The sequence below is a fragment of the Sporomusa sp. KB1 genome (assembly GCF_007830295.1).
Classification (GTDB): Bacteria; Bacillota; Negativicutes; order Sporomusales; family Sporomusaceae; genus Sporomusa.
On record NZ_VLKC01000002.1, the window covers coordinates 2,190,504 to 2,211,311 of the forward strand.

At 45.3% G+C, this 20,808-nt stretch carries 20 protein-coding genes; 19 read left to right on the forward strand and 1 reads right to left on the reverse strand.

Going from position 1 to position 20,808, the window contains the following annotated elements; all coding sequences use genetic code 11:
• Positions 1 to 19 precede the first annotated feature (19 nt).
• The 11 genes from SALPA_RS13805 (at position 20) to SALPA_RS13855 (ending at position 9,675) form a co-directional block, all read left to right on the forward strand.
• The gene (locus SALPA_RS13805; RefSeq protein WP_145095002.1) at positions 20 to 502 is read left to right on the forward strand and encodes a chemotaxis protein CheW; all 483 of its coding nucleotides are present in this window, start codon (positions 20 to 22) and stop codon (positions 500 to 502) included.
• A gap of 3 nt (positions 503 to 505) precedes the next feature.
• Positions 506 to 1,366, forward strand: coding sequence for a 4-(cytidine 5'-diphospho)-2-C-methyl-D-erythritol kinase (ispE, locus tag SALPA_RS13810; protein ID WP_145095005.1), 861 nt, complete (start codon positions 506 to 508; stop codon positions 1,364 to 1,366).
• A gap of 3 nt (positions 1,367 to 1,369) precedes the next feature.
• Complete coding sequence (locus SALPA_RS13815) at positions 1,370 to 2,053, forward strand: GntR family transcriptional regulator (protein ID WP_021168520.1); 684 nt, start codon at positions 1,370 to 1,372, stop codon at positions 2,051 to 2,053.
• 23 nt (positions 2,054 to 2,076) lie between these two features.
• Positions 2,077 to 2,835, forward strand: a complete 759-nt coding sequence (locus SALPA_RS13820; protein ID WP_145095008.1) for a nucleotidyltransferase family protein — start codon at positions 2,077 to 2,079, stop codon at positions 2,833 to 2,835.
• 194 nt (positions 2,836 to 3,029) lie between these two features.
• A complete protein-coding gene (gene purR / locus SALPA_RS13825; protein WP_145095011.1) occupies positions 3,030 to 3,848 on the forward strand; it encodes a pur operon repressor in 819 nt (272 codons plus the stop codon).
• Positions 3,849 to 3,987: 139 nt separating this feature from the next.
• On the forward strand, positions 3,988 to 5,355 hold the full coding sequence (gene glmU / locus SALPA_RS13830) for a bifunctional UDP-N-acetylglucosamine diphosphorylase/glucosamine-1-phosphate N-acetyltransferase GlmU (protein ID WP_145095014.1): 1,368 nt from the start codon (positions 3,988 to 3,990) through the stop codon (positions 5,353 to 5,355).
• A gap of 5 nt (positions 5,356 to 5,360) precedes the next feature.
• Positions 5,361 to 6,308, forward strand: coding sequence for a ribose-phosphate pyrophosphokinase (locus tag SALPA_RS13835; protein WP_145095017.1), 948 nt, complete (start codon positions 5,361 to 5,363; stop codon positions 6,306 to 6,308).
• A 108-nt stretch (positions 6,309 to 6,416) separates the two neighbouring features.
• A complete protein-coding gene (locus SALPA_RS13840; protein ID WP_145095020.1) occupies positions 6,417 to 7,049 on the forward strand; it encodes an N-acetyltransferase in 633 nt (210 codons plus the stop codon).
• A gap of 17 nt (positions 7,050 to 7,066) precedes the next feature.
• The gene (locus tag SALPA_RS13845; RefSeq protein ID WP_145095023.1) at positions 7,067 to 7,885 is read left to right on the forward strand and encodes a polysaccharide deacetylase family protein; all 819 of its coding nucleotides are present in this window, start codon (positions 7,067 to 7,069) and stop codon (positions 7,883 to 7,885) included.
• Complete coding sequence (gene pth, locus SALPA_RS13850; protein ID WP_145095026.1) at positions 7,886 to 8,446, forward strand: aminoacyl-tRNA hydrolase; 561 nt, start codon at positions 7,886 to 7,888, stop codon at positions 8,444 to 8,446.
• Between the two features lie 5 nt (positions 8,447 to 8,451).
• Positions 8,452 to 9,675, forward strand: coding sequence for a radical SAM protein (locus SALPA_RS13855; protein WP_145095029.1), 1,224 nt, complete (start codon positions 8,452 to 8,454; stop codon positions 9,673 to 9,675).
• Positions 9,676 to 9,923: 248 nt separating this feature from the next.
• Here SALPA_RS13855 and accC read toward each other — a convergent pair whose 3' ends face one another.
• Positions 9,924 to 11,249 carry an acetyl-CoA carboxylase biotin carboxylase subunit gene (accC, locus tag SALPA_RS13860; RefSeq protein WP_145095032.1) on the reverse strand — a complete coding sequence of 442 codons (1,326 nt, stop codon included), beginning with the start codon at positions 11,247 to 11,249 and terminating at the stop codon, positions 9,924 to 9,926.
• A 350-nt stretch (positions 11,250 to 11,599) separates the two neighbouring features.
• Between accC and SALPA_RS13865 the strand changes: the two genes are divergently transcribed.
• The 8 genes from SALPA_RS13865 (at position 11,600) to hutH (ending at position 20,715) form a co-directional block, all read left to right on the forward strand.
• A complete protein-coding gene (locus tag SALPA_RS13865) occupies positions 11,600 to 13,072 on the forward strand; it encodes an amino acid permease (protein ID WP_145095035.1) in 1,473 nt (490 codons plus the stop codon).
• A 170-nt stretch (positions 13,073 to 13,242) separates the two neighbouring features.
• A complete protein-coding gene (locus SALPA_RS13870; protein WP_145095038.1) occupies positions 13,243 to 13,962 on the forward strand; it encodes a hypothetical protein in 720 nt (239 codons plus the stop codon).
• A gap of 146 nt (positions 13,963 to 14,108) precedes the next feature.
• Positions 14,109 to 14,606 (forward strand): hypothetical protein, encoded by a 498-nt coding sequence (locus tag SALPA_RS13875; protein ID WP_145095041.1) that lies wholly within the window; start codon positions 14,109 to 14,111, stop codon positions 14,604 to 14,606.
• Between the two features lie 65 nt (positions 14,607 to 14,671).
• Complete coding sequence (locus SALPA_RS13880; RefSeq protein ID WP_145095044.1) at positions 14,672 to 16,324, forward strand: sigma-54-dependent Fis family transcriptional regulator; 1,653 nt, start codon at positions 14,672 to 14,674, stop codon at positions 16,322 to 16,324.
• A 423-nt stretch (positions 16,325 to 16,747) separates the two neighbouring features.
• Positions 16,748 to 18,154: a sodium:solute symporter family protein gene (locus tag SALPA_RS13885; RefSeq protein WP_145095046.1), complete on the forward strand. Its 1,407-nt coding sequence runs from the start codon at positions 16,748 to 16,750 to the stop codon at positions 18,152 to 18,154.
• Positions 18,154 to 18,384, forward strand: a complete 231-nt coding sequence (locus SALPA_RS13890; protein ID WP_145095049.1) for a hypothetical protein — start codon at positions 18,154 to 18,156, stop codon at positions 18,382 to 18,384. The genes SALPA_RS13885 and SALPA_RS13890 overlap by 1 nt, the downstream gene beginning before the upstream one ends.
• Before the next feature lie 41 nt (positions 18,385 to 18,425).
• Positions 18,426 to 18,968, forward strand: a complete 543-nt coding sequence (locus SALPA_RS13895) for a hypothetical protein (RefSeq protein ID WP_145095052.1) — start codon at positions 18,426 to 18,428, stop codon at positions 18,966 to 18,968.
• A gap of 196 nt (positions 18,969 to 19,164) precedes the next feature.
• Positions 19,165 to 20,715, forward strand: a complete 1,551-nt coding sequence (gene hutH, locus SALPA_RS13900; RefSeq protein ID WP_145095055.1) for a histidine ammonia-lyase — start codon at positions 19,165 to 19,167, stop codon at positions 20,713 to 20,715.
• Positions 20,716 to 20,808 lie beyond the last annotated feature (93 nt).

Consider the following 20,808-nt stretch of genomic DNA (forward strand, 5'->3'; position numbering starts at 1 on the left):
GCCTGTGGGGGTGTCATGGATGGAAAAGAACGATACAATTGTTGACCAGGAGCTTCAACTAGTAATTTTTAAACTGGCCCAGGAAGAGTATGGGTTACCCATTACCAAGGTGAAGGAAATAAATCGTCTGGTGCCGATTACCAAATTGCCACAAACGCCTCTGTTTATGGAAGGCATCATAAACTTACGCAGCCGGATTATTCCGGTAATAGACCTAAGAAAACGTTTTGGAATTGCCGTTTCTGAATACACGGAAGAGAGCCGGATTATTATTGTCGAAGTTAGTGGTGAGACGGTTGGCGTTATTGTTGATGCCGTTGCTGAGGTAGTCCGGATAGCTGCCGCCAGTGTTGAGCCGCCGCCCCCGTCATTTGTTCTTGATGCGAAATATATCCAGGGGATAGGAAAACTAGAGGACCGGTTACTTATCTTGCTCGAGATTGATCAAATTTTGAGTTCGCAAGAAACCATTAATTTGAAACAGCTTACTTTGCAAGGATAGGATATGCTAATACTTAACGCCTATGCAAAGATTAATTTGGCGCTTGATGTCCTCTATAAACGCCCTGACGGCTACCATGAAGTAGCTATGGTTATGCAAGCGGTCCGACTTGCAGATACAGTTACGTTAACAAGTCAGCCTAACGATATTGCGCTGAGTATCAATATTTCCGGTTTACCGGCAGATGCCAGCAATTTGGCTTATCGGGCGGCTGCTTTGCTCAAGCCATACGCTTCCCCGCAGCAGGGGGTTCATATCCGATTGGACAAGCAGATTCCGCTCGCTGCAGGCTTAGCCGGTGGCAGCGCGGATGCCGCCTCTGTGCTTAAGGGATTAAACAGCTTATGGGAACTCAATCTGAGCTTGGATGAGCTTAGTAAGCTTGCTGCCCAGCTTGGTTCGGATGTGCCATTTTGCCTATATAATTCTACCATGCTGGCAACAGGGCGGGGAGAACTGCTGGAACCGCTGCCGCCGCTTAAATCCTGTTATGTTGTACTTGCCAAGCCGGCGATTGAAGTACCTACTTCCTGGGTGTACCAGCAATTCAAGGCAGACAAAGTTTCACGACGCCCGGATATTGCAGCTATGCGTAGTTGTCTTGCAGCGGGCAGCTTGACGGGAGTGGCCCGAAATTTGGTTAATGTACTGGAGAGTGTAACGATTCCCGCATACCCGGTAATTGCTAAGATTAAAGAGTCTATGCTTAGATATGGAGCTATGGCGGCGCTGATGTCTGGTAGTGGGCCAACCGTATTTGGTCTTGCTGATTGCCAGGAGCAGGCAGAGGCTATTGCCTGCCAGCTAAGGGCTGAGGGCGTGCCTGAAATATTTATAGCAGAAACAGTTTCAAAGGTGGAGTGAATTGTGGAGAGACGATTAATACCGATTAGATTAGACAGCTATAAACCACTCAGAGAAGTGGTAGCAGAAACATTAAGAGAAGCTATTGTTAGTGGAACATTAAAACCCGGCGAGCGGTTGATGGAAATTCAGCTGGCGGAAGAATTAGGTGTAAGTCGCACGCCGGTGCGGGAAGCCATCCGCAAGTTGGAGTTGGAAGGCTTTGTTGTTATGATTCCCCGTCGGGGAACCTATGTGGCTGATCTGTCAATTAAAGACATTAATGAGGTCTTTGAAATACGTACCGCACTTGATGTGTTGGCTGCCGGCCTTGCGGTCGAGCGTATTACTGAAGATGAATTGGAACAACTGGAACGACTGCTGGTGGAAATTGGTGAATTAATCGAGGGAGACGATATTGATAGAATAGTCGAGGTTGACAGCCAATTCCATGATGTTTTATACAGGGCCAGCCGTAACGAACGCTTAGTTGGTATTATCAGCAATCTCAGAGAACAGTTTACCCGCTTCCGGGCAATCTCCATCCAGTATCCGGGGCGGATGAAAGTATCTATAGAAGAACATTGCCACTTGGTTGAGGCTATTGCCTGCCGCAATACTGAACTGGCCCAGCAAATTGCCCGCGAGCATATGGAGAACTCAGAACAGACATTGCTGCAGGATTTGAACGAACGCCGTCAGGCCTAACATCTCAAAAGGAGTGTAACTTAATGTATGATGCCATAATCCTGGCTGGTGGAGAAAATAATGAGCATTTAAATCGCTATACAGCACAGCCCTATGAGGCCCTGATTGATATTGCCGGCAAACCAATGGTGGAGTATGTGGCCGAGGCGCTTGCGACCAGTAGCCATGTTTCCCGCATTTTTGTTGCTGGTCCAGCCGAAGAACTGGGCAAATGCTCGTTCCCTGAAAAGGCCGTCATCCTAAAAGGCGGTCAGACAATTATGGAAACCATCAGCTTGGGAATGAAGGCATTAGGACATGAAAATCTGACTTTGGTGGTAACAGCGGATATTCCGCTACTGACAGCGGCAGCTATTGATGATTTTCTTAGGCAATGTGCCAGCGTGGATGCTGATGTATATTATCCTGTTATTGCTCAGTGTGATCATGAACGCCGTTTTCCAGGTAATAAACGGACCTATGTGCGCTTGAAGGAAGGAACATTTACCGGGGGCAATATCTTTCTTGCCAACCCCCGGATTGTTCCGCAATGTGTACAAGTCGCCGAGCGTATTATTGCTAACCGGAAAAATCCTGTTAGGCTGTGCTTCCTGTTAGGCTGGATTTTTGTTGTGAAATTTATTGTAGGCTCACTGAAGCTTACCCAGGTAGAAGCCCGGGTAAGTGATATTCTGAGAATTAAAGGTGCGGTGATTCGTTCCCCGTATGCGGAACTTGGCATTGATGTCGATAAACCAAGTGATTTGGAGTTAGTAAGAATTTGTTTTGCCCAAACCTGCTGATTAAACGCGGATATCTTCCGCGTTTTTTATTTATCCGCTTCTGGCTGGCGTCCTAAAGGACTTGGTATAAGCCAAGTCTTATATTGCAAAATTTTTATGAGTGGCAGGAATTGTAGATTCTATAGAGAATGTGAATAAAAAAATATATTTGGGAGATAATATTCGGTATTTCCATGATTGTGGAGGAAGTAAGCATGGATAAAGTACGGAAAATGGAGCGAGTAGCTGCATTGACTAAGATTATGACAGATCGGCCGCGGCATCTATTTTCGCTTAATCAGTTTAGTGAACTGTTTGGGGCTGCTAAGTCAACCATATGTGAAGATATTACAACCATAAAAGAAACCATGGGTTATTTCGGGTTAGGGATAATTGAGACAGTAGCCGGAGCAGCGGGAGGTGTCCGGTTTATTCCTAAAGTATCGGACACAGATACGGATAAAATCTTGCATGAACTGGCTTTTAGACTAGTTGAACCTGACCGTATTATCCCTGGTGGTTTTTTATATATGTCAGATTTGTTATTTACTCCCCATCTGATGGTAAAAGTGGGAGAAATTTTTATGCAGCGACTGGCACATTTGGAGCCTAATTACATTTTAACCGTGGAGACCAAGGGTATTCCCCTGGCCTTTATGACCGCGCGGGCGTTTGATTTGCCACTTATTACTGTAAGACATGGCAGCAAGGTGACCGAGGGATCAGCTGTCAGTATAAATTATGTTTCCGGTTCTTCTAAACGTATTCAAACCATGTCGCTCCCTAAGCGGGCGGTGCCAAGTGGAGCCAGGGTGTTGATTATTGATGATTTTATGAAAGCTGGTGCTACGGCGCGAGGCATGGTTGATTTAACAAATGAGGTTGGGGCTAAGGTTGTTGGAATAGGGGTGCTGGTAGCGACCGCTGAACCTGAGCATAAATTAGTGGAAGACTACTTGTCGTTGCTTATTTTACATGATGTTGATGAACATACTAAGGTAACAGACATCAGACCGGTGTTAACATCAGACTAGCGACGGGATATAGATTTGCTGCGTTTTCGGCTTTAATTTTATCACCTGGAGGATTTTGCGTTTTTGTGTCGAAAGGAGAATAGTTCCTCAATAGACCGAGCCTGAACTGCCGCTTGCAGTCAGGAATGGAGGTATATCGATGTCAAATTTGATGGCTATCATCCTGGCAGCCGGTAAAGGCACCCGGATGAAATCAGCCTTACCTAAGGTTCTCCACCAGGTAGGCGGGAAACCTATGGTTCAACAGGTACTAGATGCAGCTGTGTTCGCTGGGGCAGACAAGAAAGTTGTCGTCATAGGCTTTGGTGCGCAAAATGTAGCTGATGCGTTAGCTGGTCAGGCTGAATTTGTTGTTCAGACTGAGCAGCTTGGGACAGGGCATGCAGTCATGCAGGCTAGGCGCGAACTAACAGATTTTGATGGCACAGTTATGGTCTTATGTGGCGATACGCCGCTTTTGACTGGAGAACTGTTGGCCAAGCTGTACGCTGAGCATGGTCAAGCACAAGCCGCTGCTACTGTACTTACGGCAGGCATGCCTGACCCGGCCGGGTATGGACGGGTTATTCGTAATTCGGCTGGACAAGTGGAAAAAATTGTTGAACAAAAAGATGCCAGTCCGGCAGAACTTTCGGTATGTGAGATTAATACCGGCATTTATTGTTTTGCGGCCAGCCAATTGCTTGCGGCACTCGATGGTTTAACCTGCAATAATGCGCAAGAGGAGTATTACCTGACAGATGTTATTGCGATTTTAAACAAACAAGGCCAAAAAGTAGGGGCTGTACAAGCTGCCGACCACCGCGAGACGCTGGGGATAAATTCCCGCTTGCAGCTGGCAGAGGCCGAAAGCATTATTAGGCGGCGCAAACTTGACAACCTGATGGAAAATGGTGTTACTATTATGGATCCGGGCAGCACTTTTATTGATACTCAGGTTGAGATCGGCGCTGATACCATTATTTATCCGTTTACCTGGATTGAGGGCCAAAGTAAAATTGGTGCTAATTGCTTAATCGGTCCCAATACCCGGGTAACCAATACCACGGTAGGGGATGAGACTACTATTCATTTTAGCTATACCCATGACTGTACTGTGGGTAATCATGTGATTCTTGGTCCATATGTACACCTGCGGCCTGACACCTGGCTTAAAGATGGGGTAAAGGTGGGCAATTTTGTTGAAGTAAAAAACAGTATTGTTGGCGAAAAAAGTAAGCTGCCACATCTTAGCTATATCGGTGATACCGATATGGGTGCTGGCGTTAACATCGGGTCAGGTACTATTACCGTGAACTATGACGGTAAACATAAGCATCGTACGACAATTGAAGATGATGCATTTATTGGCTGCAATACTAATTTGGTAGCGCCAGTGACGGTTGGTAGCGGCTCTTATGTAGCTGCCGGTTCGACCATTACCAAAAACGTTCCCCCTGGTTCTCTGGGAGTAGCACGCGCCCGTCAAAATAATATTGAGGGCTGGGTGGAAAAACAGCGGAGGTAAGAGAAATGGAAGATACAAAGAGATTACGAATATTTAGTGGCAACGCCAATCCGGTACTGGCCAAAGAGATTGCCGCCTATCTTGGATTGACAGTAGGCGATGCTTTTGTTGGTAAGTTTAACAATGGTGAAATTCAGGTGATGATCGACGAAAGCGTGCGCGGGACAGATGTGTTTATTGTTCAGCCGACAAGCTATCCGGTCAATGATAATATGATGGAACTGCTAATTATGATTGATGCTGTAAAACGGGCTTCGGCCAAAAATATCACGGCAGTCATTCCTTACTATGCTTACGCCCGCCAGGACAGAAAAACGCGCGGTCGTGAACCCATTTCGGCTAAGCTAATGGCCAACCTCCTGACAGTAGCCGGTGCTACCCGGGTTGTTACTATGGATTTGCACGCCGGACAGATTCAGGGTTTCTTTGATATTCCTGTGGATAATTTGCCAGGTGTTCCTACCCTGGCTGAATATATTATGTCATTACAGTTGGAAGATCTTGTTGTAGTATCGCCTGATCTTGGCGGCGTATCGAGAGCGCGGCTGTTTGCCGACCGGATGCATGCGCCTATTGCTATTATTGAAAAACGTCGTCCAGCCCCTGGTGTAGCCGAAGTTATGAACCTGATCGGTAATGTTGAGGGAAAAACCGCTGTAATCGTTGATGATATTGTTGATACGGCCGGCTCGCTCACAGAAGGGGCAAATGCCTTGACCAGAATGGGCGCTAAAGCCGTATATGCCTGTTGTACCCATGCTGTATTAAGCAATCCGGCGGTAGAGCGCATTGAGAAGTCTAATATTACCGAACTTATTGTTACAAATACAATTCCGATGGCCGAAGGGAAGAATTCTCCTAAGATTAAGGTGTTGTCAGTAGCTCCGCTTCTTGGCGAAGCGATTATTCGGATTTTTGGCGAACTGTCGGTTAGCAAACTGTTTGACAATTAATTTACTCCACTACGTTCATTGCGAGCATAGGGTGGCAATGAACGGCTATAATGGGAGGTACGCAAATAGGGCGCGAATATCGCGCCCTATTTGCAAATAAACTATTATATGGATAATTATTTAATTATGCGCGCCCGGCTGACAGATGTGCCGGAGATTGCCCGTCTGTTTACCGAAAGCTTTATGGATAGTGTATTGCATCATTGTGGTGGCCGCCTGCCTAATCCGCAGGCTATGCAGGATGTGTTTACGCTGGTTTATCAGGCAGAGCCGGCAGCGGCATTGCTTGCTAAAGAGAAAGCAGGACAAGTGCTTGGTTATTGTTTTGCCCCGGTGGGCTTAAGCCAACTTTGGTGGCAGGCTCTAACCGGCGGGCATTTAATCAAGTGGGCTTGGCGCTGGCTTACAGGTCAGTATGGTTTTGGCCTCAGTCCTGTCAAAGTAATTGTACTTAATAAACTGGCCTTTCTCCGTTCTGCCACTACTCCTGGTAAGACAGCCAACGCCCGTATTTTATCCATTGCCGTTGCACCTGCTGCCAGGGGTAGGGGCATTGCTAGTGCCTTGATGGCTGAAGCTGATAAGTACTTTAAGGATAATAAGGTGCAAAGAGTGAGGCTCGAGGTACGGCCAGATAATCAACCAGCTATCCGGGTTTATGAAAAATCAGGTTACTATCCGGGGGGGACTACCTATGATTCTCAGGGACCCTGGCTTATTATGTTTAAGGAAATTTCCTGAAACGGGGTTGCTGCACCATGTTTGAAACCAATATCCGCCTTATTAGCATGCTGGGATTGCTTACGATAGTAGTGATTATTAGCTTGTTTTTGGACTATCTGCGGATACTCAGACGACCAGTAAGGCTTGGACTTAGTGTAGCTATTCTGGGTATTATTATTGGTTTTATTTTAACCCTAAATGCCGTACTGCCGGCTAATCATTTTTACGGTCCGGTGTTTTCTGAAAGCAGAACAAGTCTGAAGTTGGTGGCGCTTACCTTTGATGATGGACCTTATCCGCCTTATACTGGCCAAATTCTGGATGTTCTAAAAGAGCGGCAGGTACCGGCTACGTTCTTTGTCATTGGCCAAAATGCCGCCAAATACCCTGACATAATCCGGCGGATTGCCGCTGAAGGCCATCAATTGGGTAATCATACCTATAATCACGTCGATTTGCTAAAACTGGACCGCCAAGCTATCATAACAGAGATAGCACAGACCAATAAAGTGATTGCTGATGCTGTAGGCTATGCACCCCATGTGATGCGACCGCCGCATGGTTTCCGTGATGCCGTTGTTATGGATGCTATGGCTGAGTATCAGCTAAAGGTGGTCGAATGGTCAGTGTCTAGCCGCGACTGGGTAAACCCCGGAGCCGAGGTTATTGCCGAGCGGGTATTGGGTAAGGTGAAAAATGGTTCAGTCATTCTGCTCCATGATGGCGATGGTATTGCTGCCGCTTTGCCGAGAGAGCAGACGGTGACTGCTACTCGCATAATCATTGACAAGTTGGCAGCGCAGGGCTACAAATTTGTTACTGTTGATGAAATTTTCAAAGTGTCGGAGGAATAGATGAAAATTGTAGTTGGTCTGGGTAATCCCGGACAGGAATACAGTGCCACCCGTCACAATACTGGTTTTATGGCGGTAGACAAACTGGCCGAGCGGTGGGCAGTTACAGCTTGGCGTGAGCGCTATAATGCCGCGGTGGCTGAATACCGGGGTGAGGAAACTGTATTATTGGTAAAGCCTCAAACCTTTATGAATCTAAGTGGCCGGGCGATTGTGCCGCTGGCGGCTTTTTATAAGGTTCCCTATGAGGATATTATTATTATCTATGATGATCTGGATTTGCCGACAGGGCGGCTGCGGCTTAGACTCAAAGGCAGCTCAGGCGGTCATCGCGGTATTGAATCCTTGCTTTTTGAATCAGGTAAAGATGATTTTGCCCGGATTCGGATTGGCATTGGACGACCACCTGAGGGCTGGGAAACACCCAACTATGTGCTTGGCCGGTTTTCGCCGGAGGAAGCCTCTGCTATGAGCCAGGCCATCAGCCAGGCGGCTGATGCAGTGGAATGCATTATAAAAGAGGGCTTCAATAAGGCTATGAATAAATTTAACAAAGGGTAAAAAGTATGATTACAACGCTTTATGCAGATAAAAATGGCGAGATCTTTGATGCTCCCGGCTGCCATGCTGTCGGCCGCCAGGGACAAGACTATCTCGCCTTACGGCCACAAGATATGATTCCCCTGCCGGAAGGCGCGGAACTAATGTTTCTGCCAGGGCGTAACGCATTACAGATGAAAGGCGATACGCCTCAAATGCTGAAGGGACGCTTAGCCGTGGCCGTCATGTTGCCGGTAGGCTATACTCGCACGCTCCTGCCAGCCTACGAACGCCAGGGGAATGCGCCGCTGCTGCCGCTTTATGGTTATACCGCGGCTGCTTTGTACAACGATGAAATTTATGTAGCAGCAATCAAAACAGCAGATAATGCCAAATGGCATCCCTACCGTTACAACACGCCGGATTTAAAGAAACGGGTTGCGCGGGTAAAACGTGATTTGCCTGACAATCGACTTGTTGAGCATTTGGCAAACTGCTCACTTACCTGGCATTGCTGTACGGCACAGAATCTGTTTTACCGGCGTTGGGAAGCAGGTATTCCGGTTAGCCCGGCTTGCAACGCCAATTGTCTGGGTTGCATTTCGCTCCAGCCAGCTGAGTGTTGCCCGGCCCCGCAAAGCCGGATAACCTTTGCACCTACGGCAGCAGAAGTTGCTGCTATTGGAGTATATCACCTAACTCAGGCACCGGAGCCCATCATCAGCTTTGGGCAAGGCTGTGAGGGTGAACCCTCGCTGGCTGCTGAGACCATTGCTGCCAGCATTAAAAAAATACGTGAGTCCACAGTCCGCGGACAAATCAATATTAACACTAACGCCGGGTTTACGCAGGGCATCAAAACCATTGTGGATGCCGGGTTGAATAGTATGAGGGTAAGCATTATCAGTGCTGTGCCAGCCACCTACCAAGCTTATTACCAAGCTAAGTACAGTCTGGAGGATGTTAAACATTCCATTGCTTATGCCAAACGGCATGGGGTGTATGTTTCATTAAATATGTTGCTATTTCCCGGGCTCAATGACCGGACCGAGGAACAGGCTGCCTGGCTTGAATTCTTAAGCGAAGCAGGAGTAGATATGATTCAGCTTAGGAACCTTAACTTTGATCCTGACGCTTTTTTGGCGGCTATGCCCCCAGGCGGCCAGTCCGGTGGCGTAAAGAAGTTTCTCAAAGCTATTACTGGCAAGTTCCCAGCGATTAAACTGGGTAGTTTTACCGAAAAGGTATAACTCAAATACTTGAGGACTGACAGTGGTTTTCCAAAGGCAGTATCACCCTTGTCTTCCAGTCTGGATTGACCGGAAAATTAGACGATAGGTCAAAATAATCCGCCTACATTCCGGTCATTGGAATATCGGCGGATTTTTTTGACCTAGGTCATTCTTACCACAAGATTTCTTTTTTAAGATTAGATAAGGCCAGTATCGGCTTGCGCTTTTGGCCAAAGGCTTGGTGCAAGCCGTATTTTCTTTCATAGTTACGAAATCATACGTTTGTAAATGAATTGGGTATCAATATCCCCGCTGCAGAAATAGGGATCTTTTAGTACATCCAGATGGAAATCAATGATAGTTTTGATACCATCAATGCGGAATTCGCTCAAAGCGCATTGCATAACCTTGATGGCTTCACCGCGGGTTCGGCCGCGCACAATTACTTTGGCAATCAAGGAATCATAGTAAGGCTGTACGATCGAACCAGCACACACACCGCTATCGATACGCACCTTGGGACCACCTGGCTGATAGTAGAAAGAAATTTGTCCTGGTGAGGGTAAAAAGTTTTGGGTTGGATCTTCGGCATTAATGCGGCATTCAATCGCATGCCCGGTGAAAGTTACATCTTCTTGTTTAACATTGAGAGGTTCGCCAGAGGCAATGCGCAATTGCTTTCTTACTAGATCAATACCTGTAATCATTTCGGTGATGGCATGTTCTACCTGAATGCGCGGATTGATTTCCATGAAATAAAAATCGCCAGTATTTTTGTCCATGAGAAATTCTACTGTTCCCACATTAGTATAGTGGACACTCTTGGCAGCACGGATGGCTAAGGCACCGACTTTTTGGCGCATTTCCGGAGAAAGAGCACTTGACGGTGCTTCTTCCAAAATTTTTTGATTGCGCCGCTGCAACGAACATTCGCGTTCTCCCAGATGGATGATATGGCCATAATTATCAGCAACAATCTGCACTTCAATATGGCGGGCATCGGCAATATATTTTTCTAAATAAAAAACGGTAGTTGTAAGATCTACTTTATTTACGGCATTTAGTAGTTCAGATGCATTATTGGCAATAAACATGCTTTTGCCACCACCGCCGGATACTGGTTTCAGAATAACCGGATAGCCAATTTCTTTGGCAACACGGCAGGCATCGGTTGCATCCTGTATGGGATCGCTGCCAAGCGCCATGGGTAAGCCAGCTTGTTTCATGGCTTCGCGGGCCGCATCCTTATTACCTACTTTCTGAATGGTTTCAGCACGGGGGCCAACGAATACAAGACCGGCATTAGTTACTTTTTCAGCGAAGTCGGCGTTTTCTGATAAAAAGCCATAGCCGGGGTGGATAGCATCGGCCTGCGATACTTTTGCCGCAGTGATTATAGCCTCTGTGTTCAGATAACTTTCGGTGGCATCAGCCGGGCCAATCAAATAAGCACGATCTGCTAATTGAACATGCAGCGCGTCAGCATCTACGTCAGAATACACAGCAATTGCTTCAATTCCCAGCTCATGGCAGGCCCGGATGATACGTACCGCGATTTCGCCGCGGTTGGCAATGAGAACACGTTTAAACATCGGTATAGACCTCCATTTGCAAGTAGTAGTGGATCAAGTACCTTCGCGTAAAACCCTTGAGGCTTTGTTGACTTGATACTCACTGAATTACATTATAGAAGAATGTTGGGCTTTACACAATGGGTAAAATAATGTATACAATATAGTTTTAGTGTCAAACACAAGTTAATGGAAATAAGTTATAGTAGTTGGTAATAAAACAACCTATGATATAGGCTGCACGGAAGGAGAACTTGGATCTATTATTTGTTTTCTCTTATATAAAAAATACCTTATAGGGTACATTTTATACCCTTCCTTGGTAGATACTTGTAAATGAGGATACATAGGTTAACCAAGGAGGGGTTAGGTTGAAAAAACATGGTGAAGGTTTATCCGTTTGGCAGTTAACCATGATAGCGCTGGGAACGGTAATTGGAGGTTCCTTTTTTTTAGGGTCGGCTGTTGCTATTCGAGCTGCGGGACCGGCAGTCATACTGTCCTTTGTAATGGGTGGCGCCCTCGTATATGCCATTCTGTATGCTTTATCGGAAATGACAGTAGCTGATCCGGCGCCAGGCTCTTTTCGCACATTTGCTGAAAAGGCCTATGGCCCTGCTGCCGGTTTTGTTGTAGGGTGGGTATACTGGACAGGAATGGTGCTGGCAATGTCGAGTGAGGCAATAGCCGTGTCGGCACTATTTCAGACATGGTTACAGGGAGTTTCTGTTCCTTTGCTTGGCGCAGCTGTTATTATCGCTGTTACTATTCTCAATCTGTTTGGTGCAGATCAGTTAAGTAAGCTGGAAGGGGGCCTTGCGGCTGTAAAACTGATTGCGATTATCGGGTTTGTGGTTGTGAGCATAGCCATTGTTAGCGGATTAATGCCAGGAGCAGCGCAAGCACAGGCAGGAGGAGCATTGGCAACAGAACCAGTCTTTCCGGCAGGACTCGGGGGCGTTGCGGGGAGTATGCTGATTGTCATGTTTTCCTATGCAGGCTTTGAGGTTATTGGTCTGGCTGCTTCGGAAACAGCTAAGCCTGATAAAACAGTACCACAAGCAATTACCTACACCGTTTTGGCCTTAGTTGGTCTATATGTGACTGCCATCACAACATTATTGCTGCTTGTGCCGACTACGGCACTAACAACAGACCAAAGTCCCTTAGTGACTGCACTAACAGCCTGGAACTTGCAATGGGCTGGCAATGCAATTAGCATTGTACTGGTGACGGCCATTCTATCAACCATGCTGGCTGCTATGTTTGGCTTAGGACGAATGCTGCGATCATTGGCAGATGAAGGTCATGCACCGTCCTGGGTGAGAGATAAAGGTGATATTCCCTATCGCGGTATTATTTTTTCGGGTGCGGCAATGCTTGGCGGGCTTGGCCTGGGACTTTTCCTGCCAGCGCAGGTATATCTTTTCTTAGTTAGTTCTGGTGGGTTTGCCTTGCTTTTTTCTTATATGGTTATTCTGGCAACACATTATAAATTGAGGCAGCGACAGGGGTGTCCGCCTCAGGGAAAATGCCAGCTTCCGGGGTTTCCTGTTACCTCCTGGGTGGCCTTGATAAGTATTGGAGCTGTCATTGCCAGCATGCCGTTAATTCCCGGGCAGGGGGCAGGATTGTTCGCCGGGCTGGGGTTTGTAGCGCTATATTCACTAATTTACTTTGTCAGTAAGAAAGTTGTAACAGGGGAAACCGCTAAAAACAGTTGGACCAACCGGGGGCTGCGCGCCGCAGATATGCAGTTTGAAACTGCAGAAGAGTTAATTACTGAGACTAAATTACCCCGCGAGCAAGAGCCGGCTAGCAAAAACGGAGTTAAGCACAAGTAGTCCCAGCGTAAGCCTGAGATGATAGCCGCAAAGCAGGAATGTTCTTTTATAAAGGACATTCTTTCTTTTTGCTGCTGCCATCGTTATGAACCGATTAATTAATATAGGACTTTAGACCTATAGATGACTGATTAGTCAAAATGATAAAATTGTTAAAAGGGGGATTATTTATGTTATTAAAACGCTATACTACTATGTTGGCAGTTTCCACGGCCCTGACATTTATCATTCCGACAGGTGCTGCTGCTGCCAGTGTTACGACGTCGACAACAGCCATCCGTGTTGGTGATGCCAGTTTTTACAAGTCCGAAACTTATTCTGATAGCATGAGATTGGCCCACGCACTGTCGTCCTATTACGATCGTCCAATTCTAACGTCTGAAGTAGTTCGACTAACAGCTAATTTTGATTTTGGTTTTGGTGATATATCAATGATGTATGCTGCTGCTGACTACGCTGGTTTACCTATTGATGATATTGTTGTTCTCCGTAAGAAGCATATGGGCTGGGGTGAAATCGCTAAACTGCACGGACTTAAAGTTCAGGAACTAAAACACAGATATAATTTATTTGTCGATGAGGCGCATTTCTATAAGGTAGCTATAAATTACATAGACGAATACGACAGCTATCCTGGTAACTATTATGAGCATGATCGTGGCAACAATAGAAATCATGATGAACGTTATGAAGGCCGGGAGCCAAATAGAAATCATGATGAATATTATGAACAAGGCCGGAAGCCGGATCGCAGCAATGATGAATATTATGAGCATAAGCATGAACAAAATAGTAACAAGGATAAACAGCAGCAAGATAAAGATGATAAGAAAGATAACAAAAAAGTTCTTGAGCATAATAAAGATAAAGGCAATGGACATAAGGAGTAGTGTGCTGATTTACTAGGGCGCAATGAAGGAGTTATGGATAAAAAGAAGGAATGTTCCTCTAAAAGGGGACATTCCTTCTTTGATATTTTGATGCTATACTCAAAATGTCAGTAATCAAAAGGCTTATTTGGAGGCGAGTGGGGGATATGGTACAGTCGTGGAAGAGTTTTGCAATAGGTGCTCTTGCTATGTTGGTAATCATAATAGTTGGCTATATGTTATTTACAGGAACGGAAAAGCGCACCGCTATTCCTGAAAAAAACGTAGTAGATACCGAGGACTTTTCTAATAAAGTTACGATTACACCGCTGCCATCGTTGCGGATTGTTCGGGGAACAGAGGTACCTTTTGAAGGGAAAATAGAATTGCAGCAAGCCATTGCCGGCCAAGCTGCCCAGGACGTAGCTATTGTCAACTTCCAAGCGACCGGCGAGCATGCTGATAAATCAGTAATTATGATTGTATGGGAGAATGGTGAGGTCGAAAAAGTATATCCTGGGACAAAAAATAAAAAGTTTTCGCCAGATAGAAGAGCTGTGAAAATTTTGGTAATTGGGTACAGTATGCACGAAAGGAACATTTTTAGGGATGCTAGCCGTAAAGGCATGCTGACGTGGGAGATTCATTATGAACCAGTTAACTAAAATAGGAACAGACAGAGTAATTCCTTGAATTTATTCCGGTATTAAGTGAACAAGATGGAGGTTGAATGGAAATGCTTGATCTGATCATTAAACTTGACGTTGAACTTCGCATCAAGACGGTGCAGCGGGTTGGCGAACAAGCTGCGTTGTATGAAGATAATAGTTATGCCGGATTGATAGATCAGGAAATTGACCATGTATTGGGCGGTGCTCTAATGGCGCACGGAACGGTAGAACTTAATAATAAATTTTACCGATATCAGTGTGTCGCTGAAGCGACGGGAAAAGTGTTATATTTGAGCAGTGATGGAATACTTCTTGATTTTTATAAGCAAATTTTTGATCATATGTCCGAAGGGGTTCAGATATATGATCGTAACGGGTATTTTTTATTTGCTAATCCCGCCAGTGAGCTCTTGGAGGGATATGACAGCCGGGCCTATCAGGGAAAGCATCTGCTTGATATTTACGATGTCAATGAAGAATATAGTACAGTTTTGACAATTCTAAGGACAAGAAAGCCGGTTGCCAACCGGTGTGACCGCTTTAAGACCAAGAAGGGCACAGCATTGACAACCATTAATTTTGGCTATCCATTGTTGGTTGACAACAATCTGTATGGAGCGATTGTATTTGAAAGCGACCTGTCGGTATTAAAACGGCTGGAAAAACGCACGTTCAATCTGGAAGCCTATATTGGAAGTACAGTGCCTGACGGCCAAGCCGCGATGTACACCTTTGATGATATTGTGCACCAAGCGGACAATATGAAAGATGTGATTCATTTTGCCAAAAAAGTCTCGCTTACTGATTCAGCAATCTTAATTGTGGGAGCGACTGGAACGGGAAAAGAGCTTGTGGCGCAAGGCATACATTCATTTAGCTCCAGAAGATATAGGCCCTTTATTGATATTAATTGTAGTGCTGTGCCCGGGAATCTGTTTGAAAGCATATTTTTTGGCACGGAAAAGGGGGCTTTTACAGGCAGTGTCAGCAAGCCGGGTCTTTTTGAAACTGCCAATGGCGGGACTATTTTTCTTGACGAGGTTAATTCCATTAGTCCGGAGATCCAGGTTAAGCTTTTGCGGGTATTGCAGGAAAAACGTTTTCAACGTATTGGCGGCAGCAAATACATACAATGTGATGTGCGAATTATTTCGGCAGCAAATGAAGATCTTAACGCGCTTATGCAGCAGCAAAAAATTCGTATGGATTTCTATTACCGGATATCGACCATTAAAATTGATCTTCCTGCGTTAAAGGATCGTAACCAGGATAGCCTTTTGCTGGCGCAAAATTTTTTGTGCGAATTGTGTAAACAGTATAGTAGGGAACAGCTAACGATTGCGGAAGAGGTGCTTGCTGTGTTTCAGCAATATGATTGGCCGGGAAACGTAAGAGAGCTTCATCATGTTATTGAATACGCCTTTAACCGCGCTGCTGATGATGCAAGTATAGTAACGCTTGAGTGCCTTCCTGACTATTTACGATCGCTGGAAAGGCTAGGGTGTATAACACAGCCGGAACTGGCTGCGAAAGTATATGCAACAGAAGGCACAGGGACTTTTGATGAACATATGGAACGGTTTGAATACGAATTAATCTTTCAGACGTTGGCAGCAAACAACGGAAACATTACTCATAGCGCTCAGCAACTGGGAATGAGTAGGCAAAGCCTACAGTACAGGATGAAGAAATTACAGCTATATGGCTCTTAGTGCAAAATTTTTCTTAAATAGACGCCGAATTATTTGGCGTCTATTTTGTTTGCGATACCAAGCATTTTGAGAAAACTAAAAAGAATAGTGCAGAAAAATTTGGCGGTACATAATTGCGAAATTTGAAGCGATAGCAAATTGTTTGCTATATTAATGAAAAGTTCATGATAAGCTTACCAAAAATGATAGTAGACTTTAGTAAAATGGCAAATATTCTTCGAGCAAGCTATAGAAATAGCGGAAAAAGTGTTTTAATTCAGTATATTTAAATAAAATGTCTGCTAAATAAAGACGGTCTTGGATTTGGCACAAATCTTGCTATATATAAAAGTATAATAGAATATTCCTTCGAAGGAGGTGGGGGGAAGCTAGACATAGCAAGGGACATAAAGAAAATATATTAATTTCAAAAGGCAGGTGCTTATGTTGTTGTTGTCGACATTTGACAATGTAGTTATTGGAGTATTTACTATTTTTATTGTAGGCATTGGGGTGTATTTCTCGAGAGCGGTTAAAGATATGGAAAGTTTTTATCTGGGCAGCCGTAATCTTCCTTGGTCTTTAATTGTAGGCGCTCTAGTTGCTACCTGGTATGGTGGGGTAGGCACTATCGGCACTGTGGAATATGGCGCTATATATGGACTTTCCGTTTGGGTAATCTGGTGTGTGACGGCTCATGCTGGACGGATGCCGCTAGCCTTATGGGTTGGACCGAAAATTCATATTAGAACTGATATTACAGTGCCTGATCTTTTAGAAAGTACTTATGGGAAAGGTGTGGCTGTTCTTGGTGCCCTTCTGATGTTTATATATTGCACACAGGTGGGAAATGTGACGGCCATGGGGTTTATTGGCGAAGCCGCTTGGGGGATTAGTAATGTGACAGCTGGTGCTCTTTGTGTTGGCCTGGTTGTAATCTTGGCGGTGTTAGGTGGACTTATGGGGGTTGCGGTAACAGATATGGTGTTTTTCTGGGCCATGTGTTTTGGTTTAACCATGGTTATGCCGGGACAATGGACAGATGTTGGTGGTTGGGCGGGGCTGCAGCAAGCTCTTGCCAGTACTCCCAAAATGCTAGAACCTCTGGGTGGACTTACGCCAATGAAAGCGTTTATGTTGGTCGTATTGTCTTTTGGGGTATACGCAGATCCAACCTTTTACCAGAGATTTTCGGCAGCCGACTCTCCTAAAGCAGGCCGGCGGGCGTTATTGTCCTGTTTTGTCATCTGGATTTGTTTTGATATTGTATTAACACTGGCAGGGTTGATTGTTAAGGTTAAATATCCTGATATGGCACCTGCCGAAGGTTATATTAAGCTTGTTTTGGGAAGCCTGCCGGAAGGTGTAAGAGCGTTGTTTATTATCGGGTTAGTGGGTGGAACAGTTTCGGCTCTAGATGGATATTTTCTTTCAGGTGGGGCGACACTTGCCAATGATCTTTATGCCAGATTAAAGAAAGACAGTCTTACCCAGAAGCAATTAGTCACCGCTAGCAGGGTGGGTATTGTTATTGTTGCGGCATTGGCATTGTCGGTAGCTTTCCAATTTCCAACGGCCCAAGACGCTTTCATTTTTGTTAGCAGTCTTTGGATGGCTGCGGGGTTTGTCCCAATTGTAGGCGCACTGGTATGGCCGGGGCAGAAAACGGCCTTAGGTGGTTATCTGGGACTTATCACAGGCGCGCTGGTATTTTCATATTTCAAGTTTTTCCCACTGAAAGCCTTTGAACTGGAGCCACTGGTTGCAGCCTTGCCAGTATCATTTGTATTATGGATTATTGGCAATCAGTTTGGTAAAACTGTTCAAGAAAAATCAGAGGAGGCGGTATAATGTCTACTGCGAAAAAAAGTCTGGAGATATCCTGGTTAGGACTTGACGGCTTTTTAGTTGTACTTTATTTCATCGCTGTTGGTGTTATTTATTATGCCATTACAGCCCAAAATGATTGGATTGTCGGCCAGGCCATACCATATGGAATTATGATTACAGTGACAATCATATTTATCAATTATTTACTTATTGTTCTTAAATTTAACAAGTCACAGGACAAGAATCTCTAGAGCGGAAATGATAAATCAGCGTAATTGGGAGAGTAAAGGCTATGGATATTAAAGCTTTTTCTATTAAAATTGACAAAGAAGAAGCGACTAAACTAGCGGAGTCTCGCGGAAAATGGTTGCGAAGATTGCTTTGCGGCGGTAAGACTATTTCTGAAGTCAGATTGCATTTTGTAGAGTGCAAACTCATTACTTATGAAATTACGCATCGTCCAAGCTTTCTGGATAAATTTATATTCCGCAAATCACAGGAAAAAAAGCAGAAGATAACTATGCTGGCTGACGGAACCAACGGTTCAGTAGCGTGGGTTGATAGTATGCCGGGAATGGTGATGATGGATAACGTAGCTGAAAGCCAGGTTCAGTATGTGGAGAAAGACGATGAATATATAATCAATAAAGGACGGGGGATAGCGTTAAAGGTAGTGCACAGGCATGCTGGCGGAATTCCTGAAATTAAGATGCTTAACATCGATAGTGTGTTTAGGCCTTATTGGATTGCTTTTTTTGACGAAGTCATTGAGGGAAAGAAAGTACATTATTGCCCAGTTGCCGCCGATGGCTGTGGAATTCATAGAACAATTTAAAAAAGCAGGGAATAGTTAAACAAAAGGCTGTAGATGGGCCTTATTGATGATTAAAAGCCCATTAAAGCCTTTTGTTTGTCGCAATGTTCTGTAAGTGTTTTCCACCATTAAAGTATTGATAAAATTGAGCAATAGAACTAGCATTATGGACGGGAAAGGCAAGCTGCCTTTTCCCTTTCACTAGGAGGCAGTTGTTATGGAAGAAAAAGGGAATATCGATAATGTACCACCTGTTGTATTGGGTGGACAAGTGACAATGGAGGACTTGGTGGCAGTGGCTCGGCAGGGAGCTCAAGTGCAGTTCTCTGAGGAATACTGCGAGCGGGTGAACAAATCCCGGAGACTTGTGGAGAAATGGGTTGGTGAGAGCCGGGTGATGTATGGCATTACTACTGGCTTTGGTTCGCTATGCACGCAGGTAATTTCACCAGAGGAAACGGCGCAGCTGCAACGTAATATCGTGTTATCACACGCTACTTCTGTAGGGGAGCCCTTATCAATTGAAGAGGTACGGGCGACGTTATTTATGGTACTGCAAAATGTAGGGCAGGGCTTTTGCGGCGCCCGACTGGAAACGGTAGAACTGTATCGGCAGTTTCTTAATCGTGGTCTTACACCGTTTGCTCCCAAGGAGGGTTCGGTAGGCTATCTTAGTCCGGAAGCGCATATGGCGTTAGTTTTGATTGGTGAGGGACAAGCCTATGTGAATGGTGCGTTGCTGCCTGCTAGAGAAGCATTGCGGCAAGTGGGACTTTTGCCGACAGAACTGGCAGCCAAGGAAGGATTAACCCTGGTTTCCGGAACTACCAGTGTGACTGCGCTAGGGGCGCTTGCGCTCTACGACATGTTAAATGCGGCAAAATGTGCTGACATTATTGGCGCTATGGCACTAGAGGTGCTAAAAGGGACTACGCGCGCCTTTGATGAGCGTCTGATGAGCGTCAGGCCGCATGAAGAGCAATGCAGTACAGCCGCCAATGTAAGAAGCATATTAAACGATTCAGAGATTGCGGCACACTTTTGCAATTATCGTTTGCAGGATGCGCTGTCACTGCGCTGTATACCCCAACTCCACGGTGCTGCCAAGAAAACACTGCAGGATGCAATGAAAACCATTGAGATAGAAATGAACTCTTGCTGTGACAACCCGATTTTGTGGCCAGAGGATGACGATGGCGAGGCTATCTCCGGCTGTAACGCCGATTCTTCTTATGTAGGGATTGAGATGGACTCTGCCTGTATTGCGGCTACCGCGCTCGCTAAAATGTCAGAGCGCCGGAATAATCGCTTGGTGGATGGACAACTTTCGGGATATTCCAGTTTTCTTATTAAAAACCCTGGGCTCAATTCGGGGTTAATGATACCGCAATATACACAGGCGGGTTTATTGAATGACATGAAAATATTATCGTATCCGGCAACTGTTGATGGGATACCTACCTGCGGCAATCAGGAAGACTACGTGGCGATGGGCTATAATGCTGCAAAAAAAGCTAGGCAGGTTGCCCAGAAGCTGGAGTTTATTCTGGCCATTGAGCTGCTGTCTGTCTATCAGGCACACCAATTTATCGAAGATGACAAAGCGCCGGCGACGGCTGTCCAGACTGTTTTGAAGGAAATTGCCCGTACGGTACCTGTCATGAACGAGGATATTTACCTATATCCCCATATTAATAACCTAAGACACCTGATTCATACGCAAAAGCTAGTGGCGTTGGTTGAAGAAAAGATTGGCAGAGTGCTGTAATTTGGTTAGATAAGATTGCTTTTCTGCTACCGCTCTTGGTGTCCAACAGGATTTATTACTGTGTTTGTCGAAAAAATCTGTGATAAATGCACT

Excerpts from the sequence above, each read along its gene's own strand:
- pth (WP_145095026.1), top strand. The coding sequence starts at position 7,886 with ATGAAAATTGTAGTTGGTCTGGGTAATCCCGGACAGGAATACAGTGCC.
- SALPA_RS13840 (WP_145095020.1), top strand. The coding sequence starts at position 6,417 with ATGGATAATTATTTAATTATGCGCGCCCGGCTGACAGATGTGCCGGAG.
- purR (WP_145095011.1), top strand. The coding sequence starts at position 3,030 with ATGGATAAAGTACGGAAAATGGAGCGAGTAGCTGCATTGACTAAGATT.
- SALPA_RS13855 (WP_145095029.1), top strand. The coding sequence starts at position 8,452 with ATGATTACAACGCTTTATGCAGATAAAAATGGCGAGATCTTTGATGCT.
- SALPA_RS13820 (WP_145095008.1), top strand. The coding sequence starts at position 2,077 with ATGTATGATGCCATAATCCTGGCTGGTGGAGAAAATAATGAGCATTTA.
- SALPA_RS13895 (WP_145095052.1), top strand. The coding sequence starts at position 18,426 with ATGGATATTAAAGCTTTTTCTATTAAAATTGACAAAGAAGAAGCGACT.
- SALPA_RS13805 (WP_145095002.1), top strand. The coding sequence starts at position 20 with ATGGAAAAGAACGATACAATTGTTGACCAGGAGCTTCAACTAGTAATT.
- glmU (WP_145095014.1), top strand. The coding sequence starts at position 3,988 with ATGTCAAATTTGATGGCTATCATCCTGGCAGCCGGTAAAGGCACCCGG.
- SALPA_RS13835 (WP_145095017.1), top strand. The coding sequence starts at position 5,361 with ATGGAAGATACAAAGAGATTACGAATATTTAGTGGCAACGCCAATCCG.
- SALPA_RS13845 (WP_145095023.1), top strand. The coding sequence starts at position 7,067 with ATGTTTGAAACCAATATCCGCCTTATTAGCATGCTGGGATTGCTTACG.
- SALPA_RS13890 (WP_145095049.1), top strand. The coding sequence starts at position 18,154 with ATGTCTACTGCGAAAAAAAGTCTGGAGATATCCTGGTTAGGACTTGAC.
- SALPA_RS13875 (WP_145095041.1), top strand. The coding sequence starts at position 14,109 with ATGGTACAGTCGTGGAAGAGTTTTGCAATAGGTGCTCTTGCTATGTTG.
- SALPA_RS13880 (WP_145095044.1), top strand. The coding sequence starts at position 14,672 with ATGGAAATGCTTGATCTGATCATTAAACTTGACGTTGAACTTCGCATC.
- SALPA_RS13870 (WP_145095038.1), top strand. The coding sequence starts at position 13,243 with ATGTTATTAAAACGCTATACTACTATGTTGGCAGTTTCCACGGCCCTG.
- ispE (WP_145095005.1), top strand. The coding sequence starts at position 506 with ATGCTAATACTTAACGCCTATGCAAAGATTAATTTGGCGCTTGATGTC.
- hutH (WP_145095055.1), top strand. The coding sequence starts at position 19,165 with ATGGAAGAAAAAGGGAATATCGATAATGTACCACCTGTTGTATTGGGT.
- accC (WP_145095032.1), bottom strand. The coding sequence starts at position 11,249 with ATGTTTAAACGTGTTCTCATTGCCAACCGCGGCGAAATCGCGGTACGT.
- SALPA_RS13885 (WP_145095046.1), top strand. The coding sequence starts at position 16,748 with ATGTTGTTGTTGTCGACATTTGACAATGTAGTTATTGGAGTATTTACT.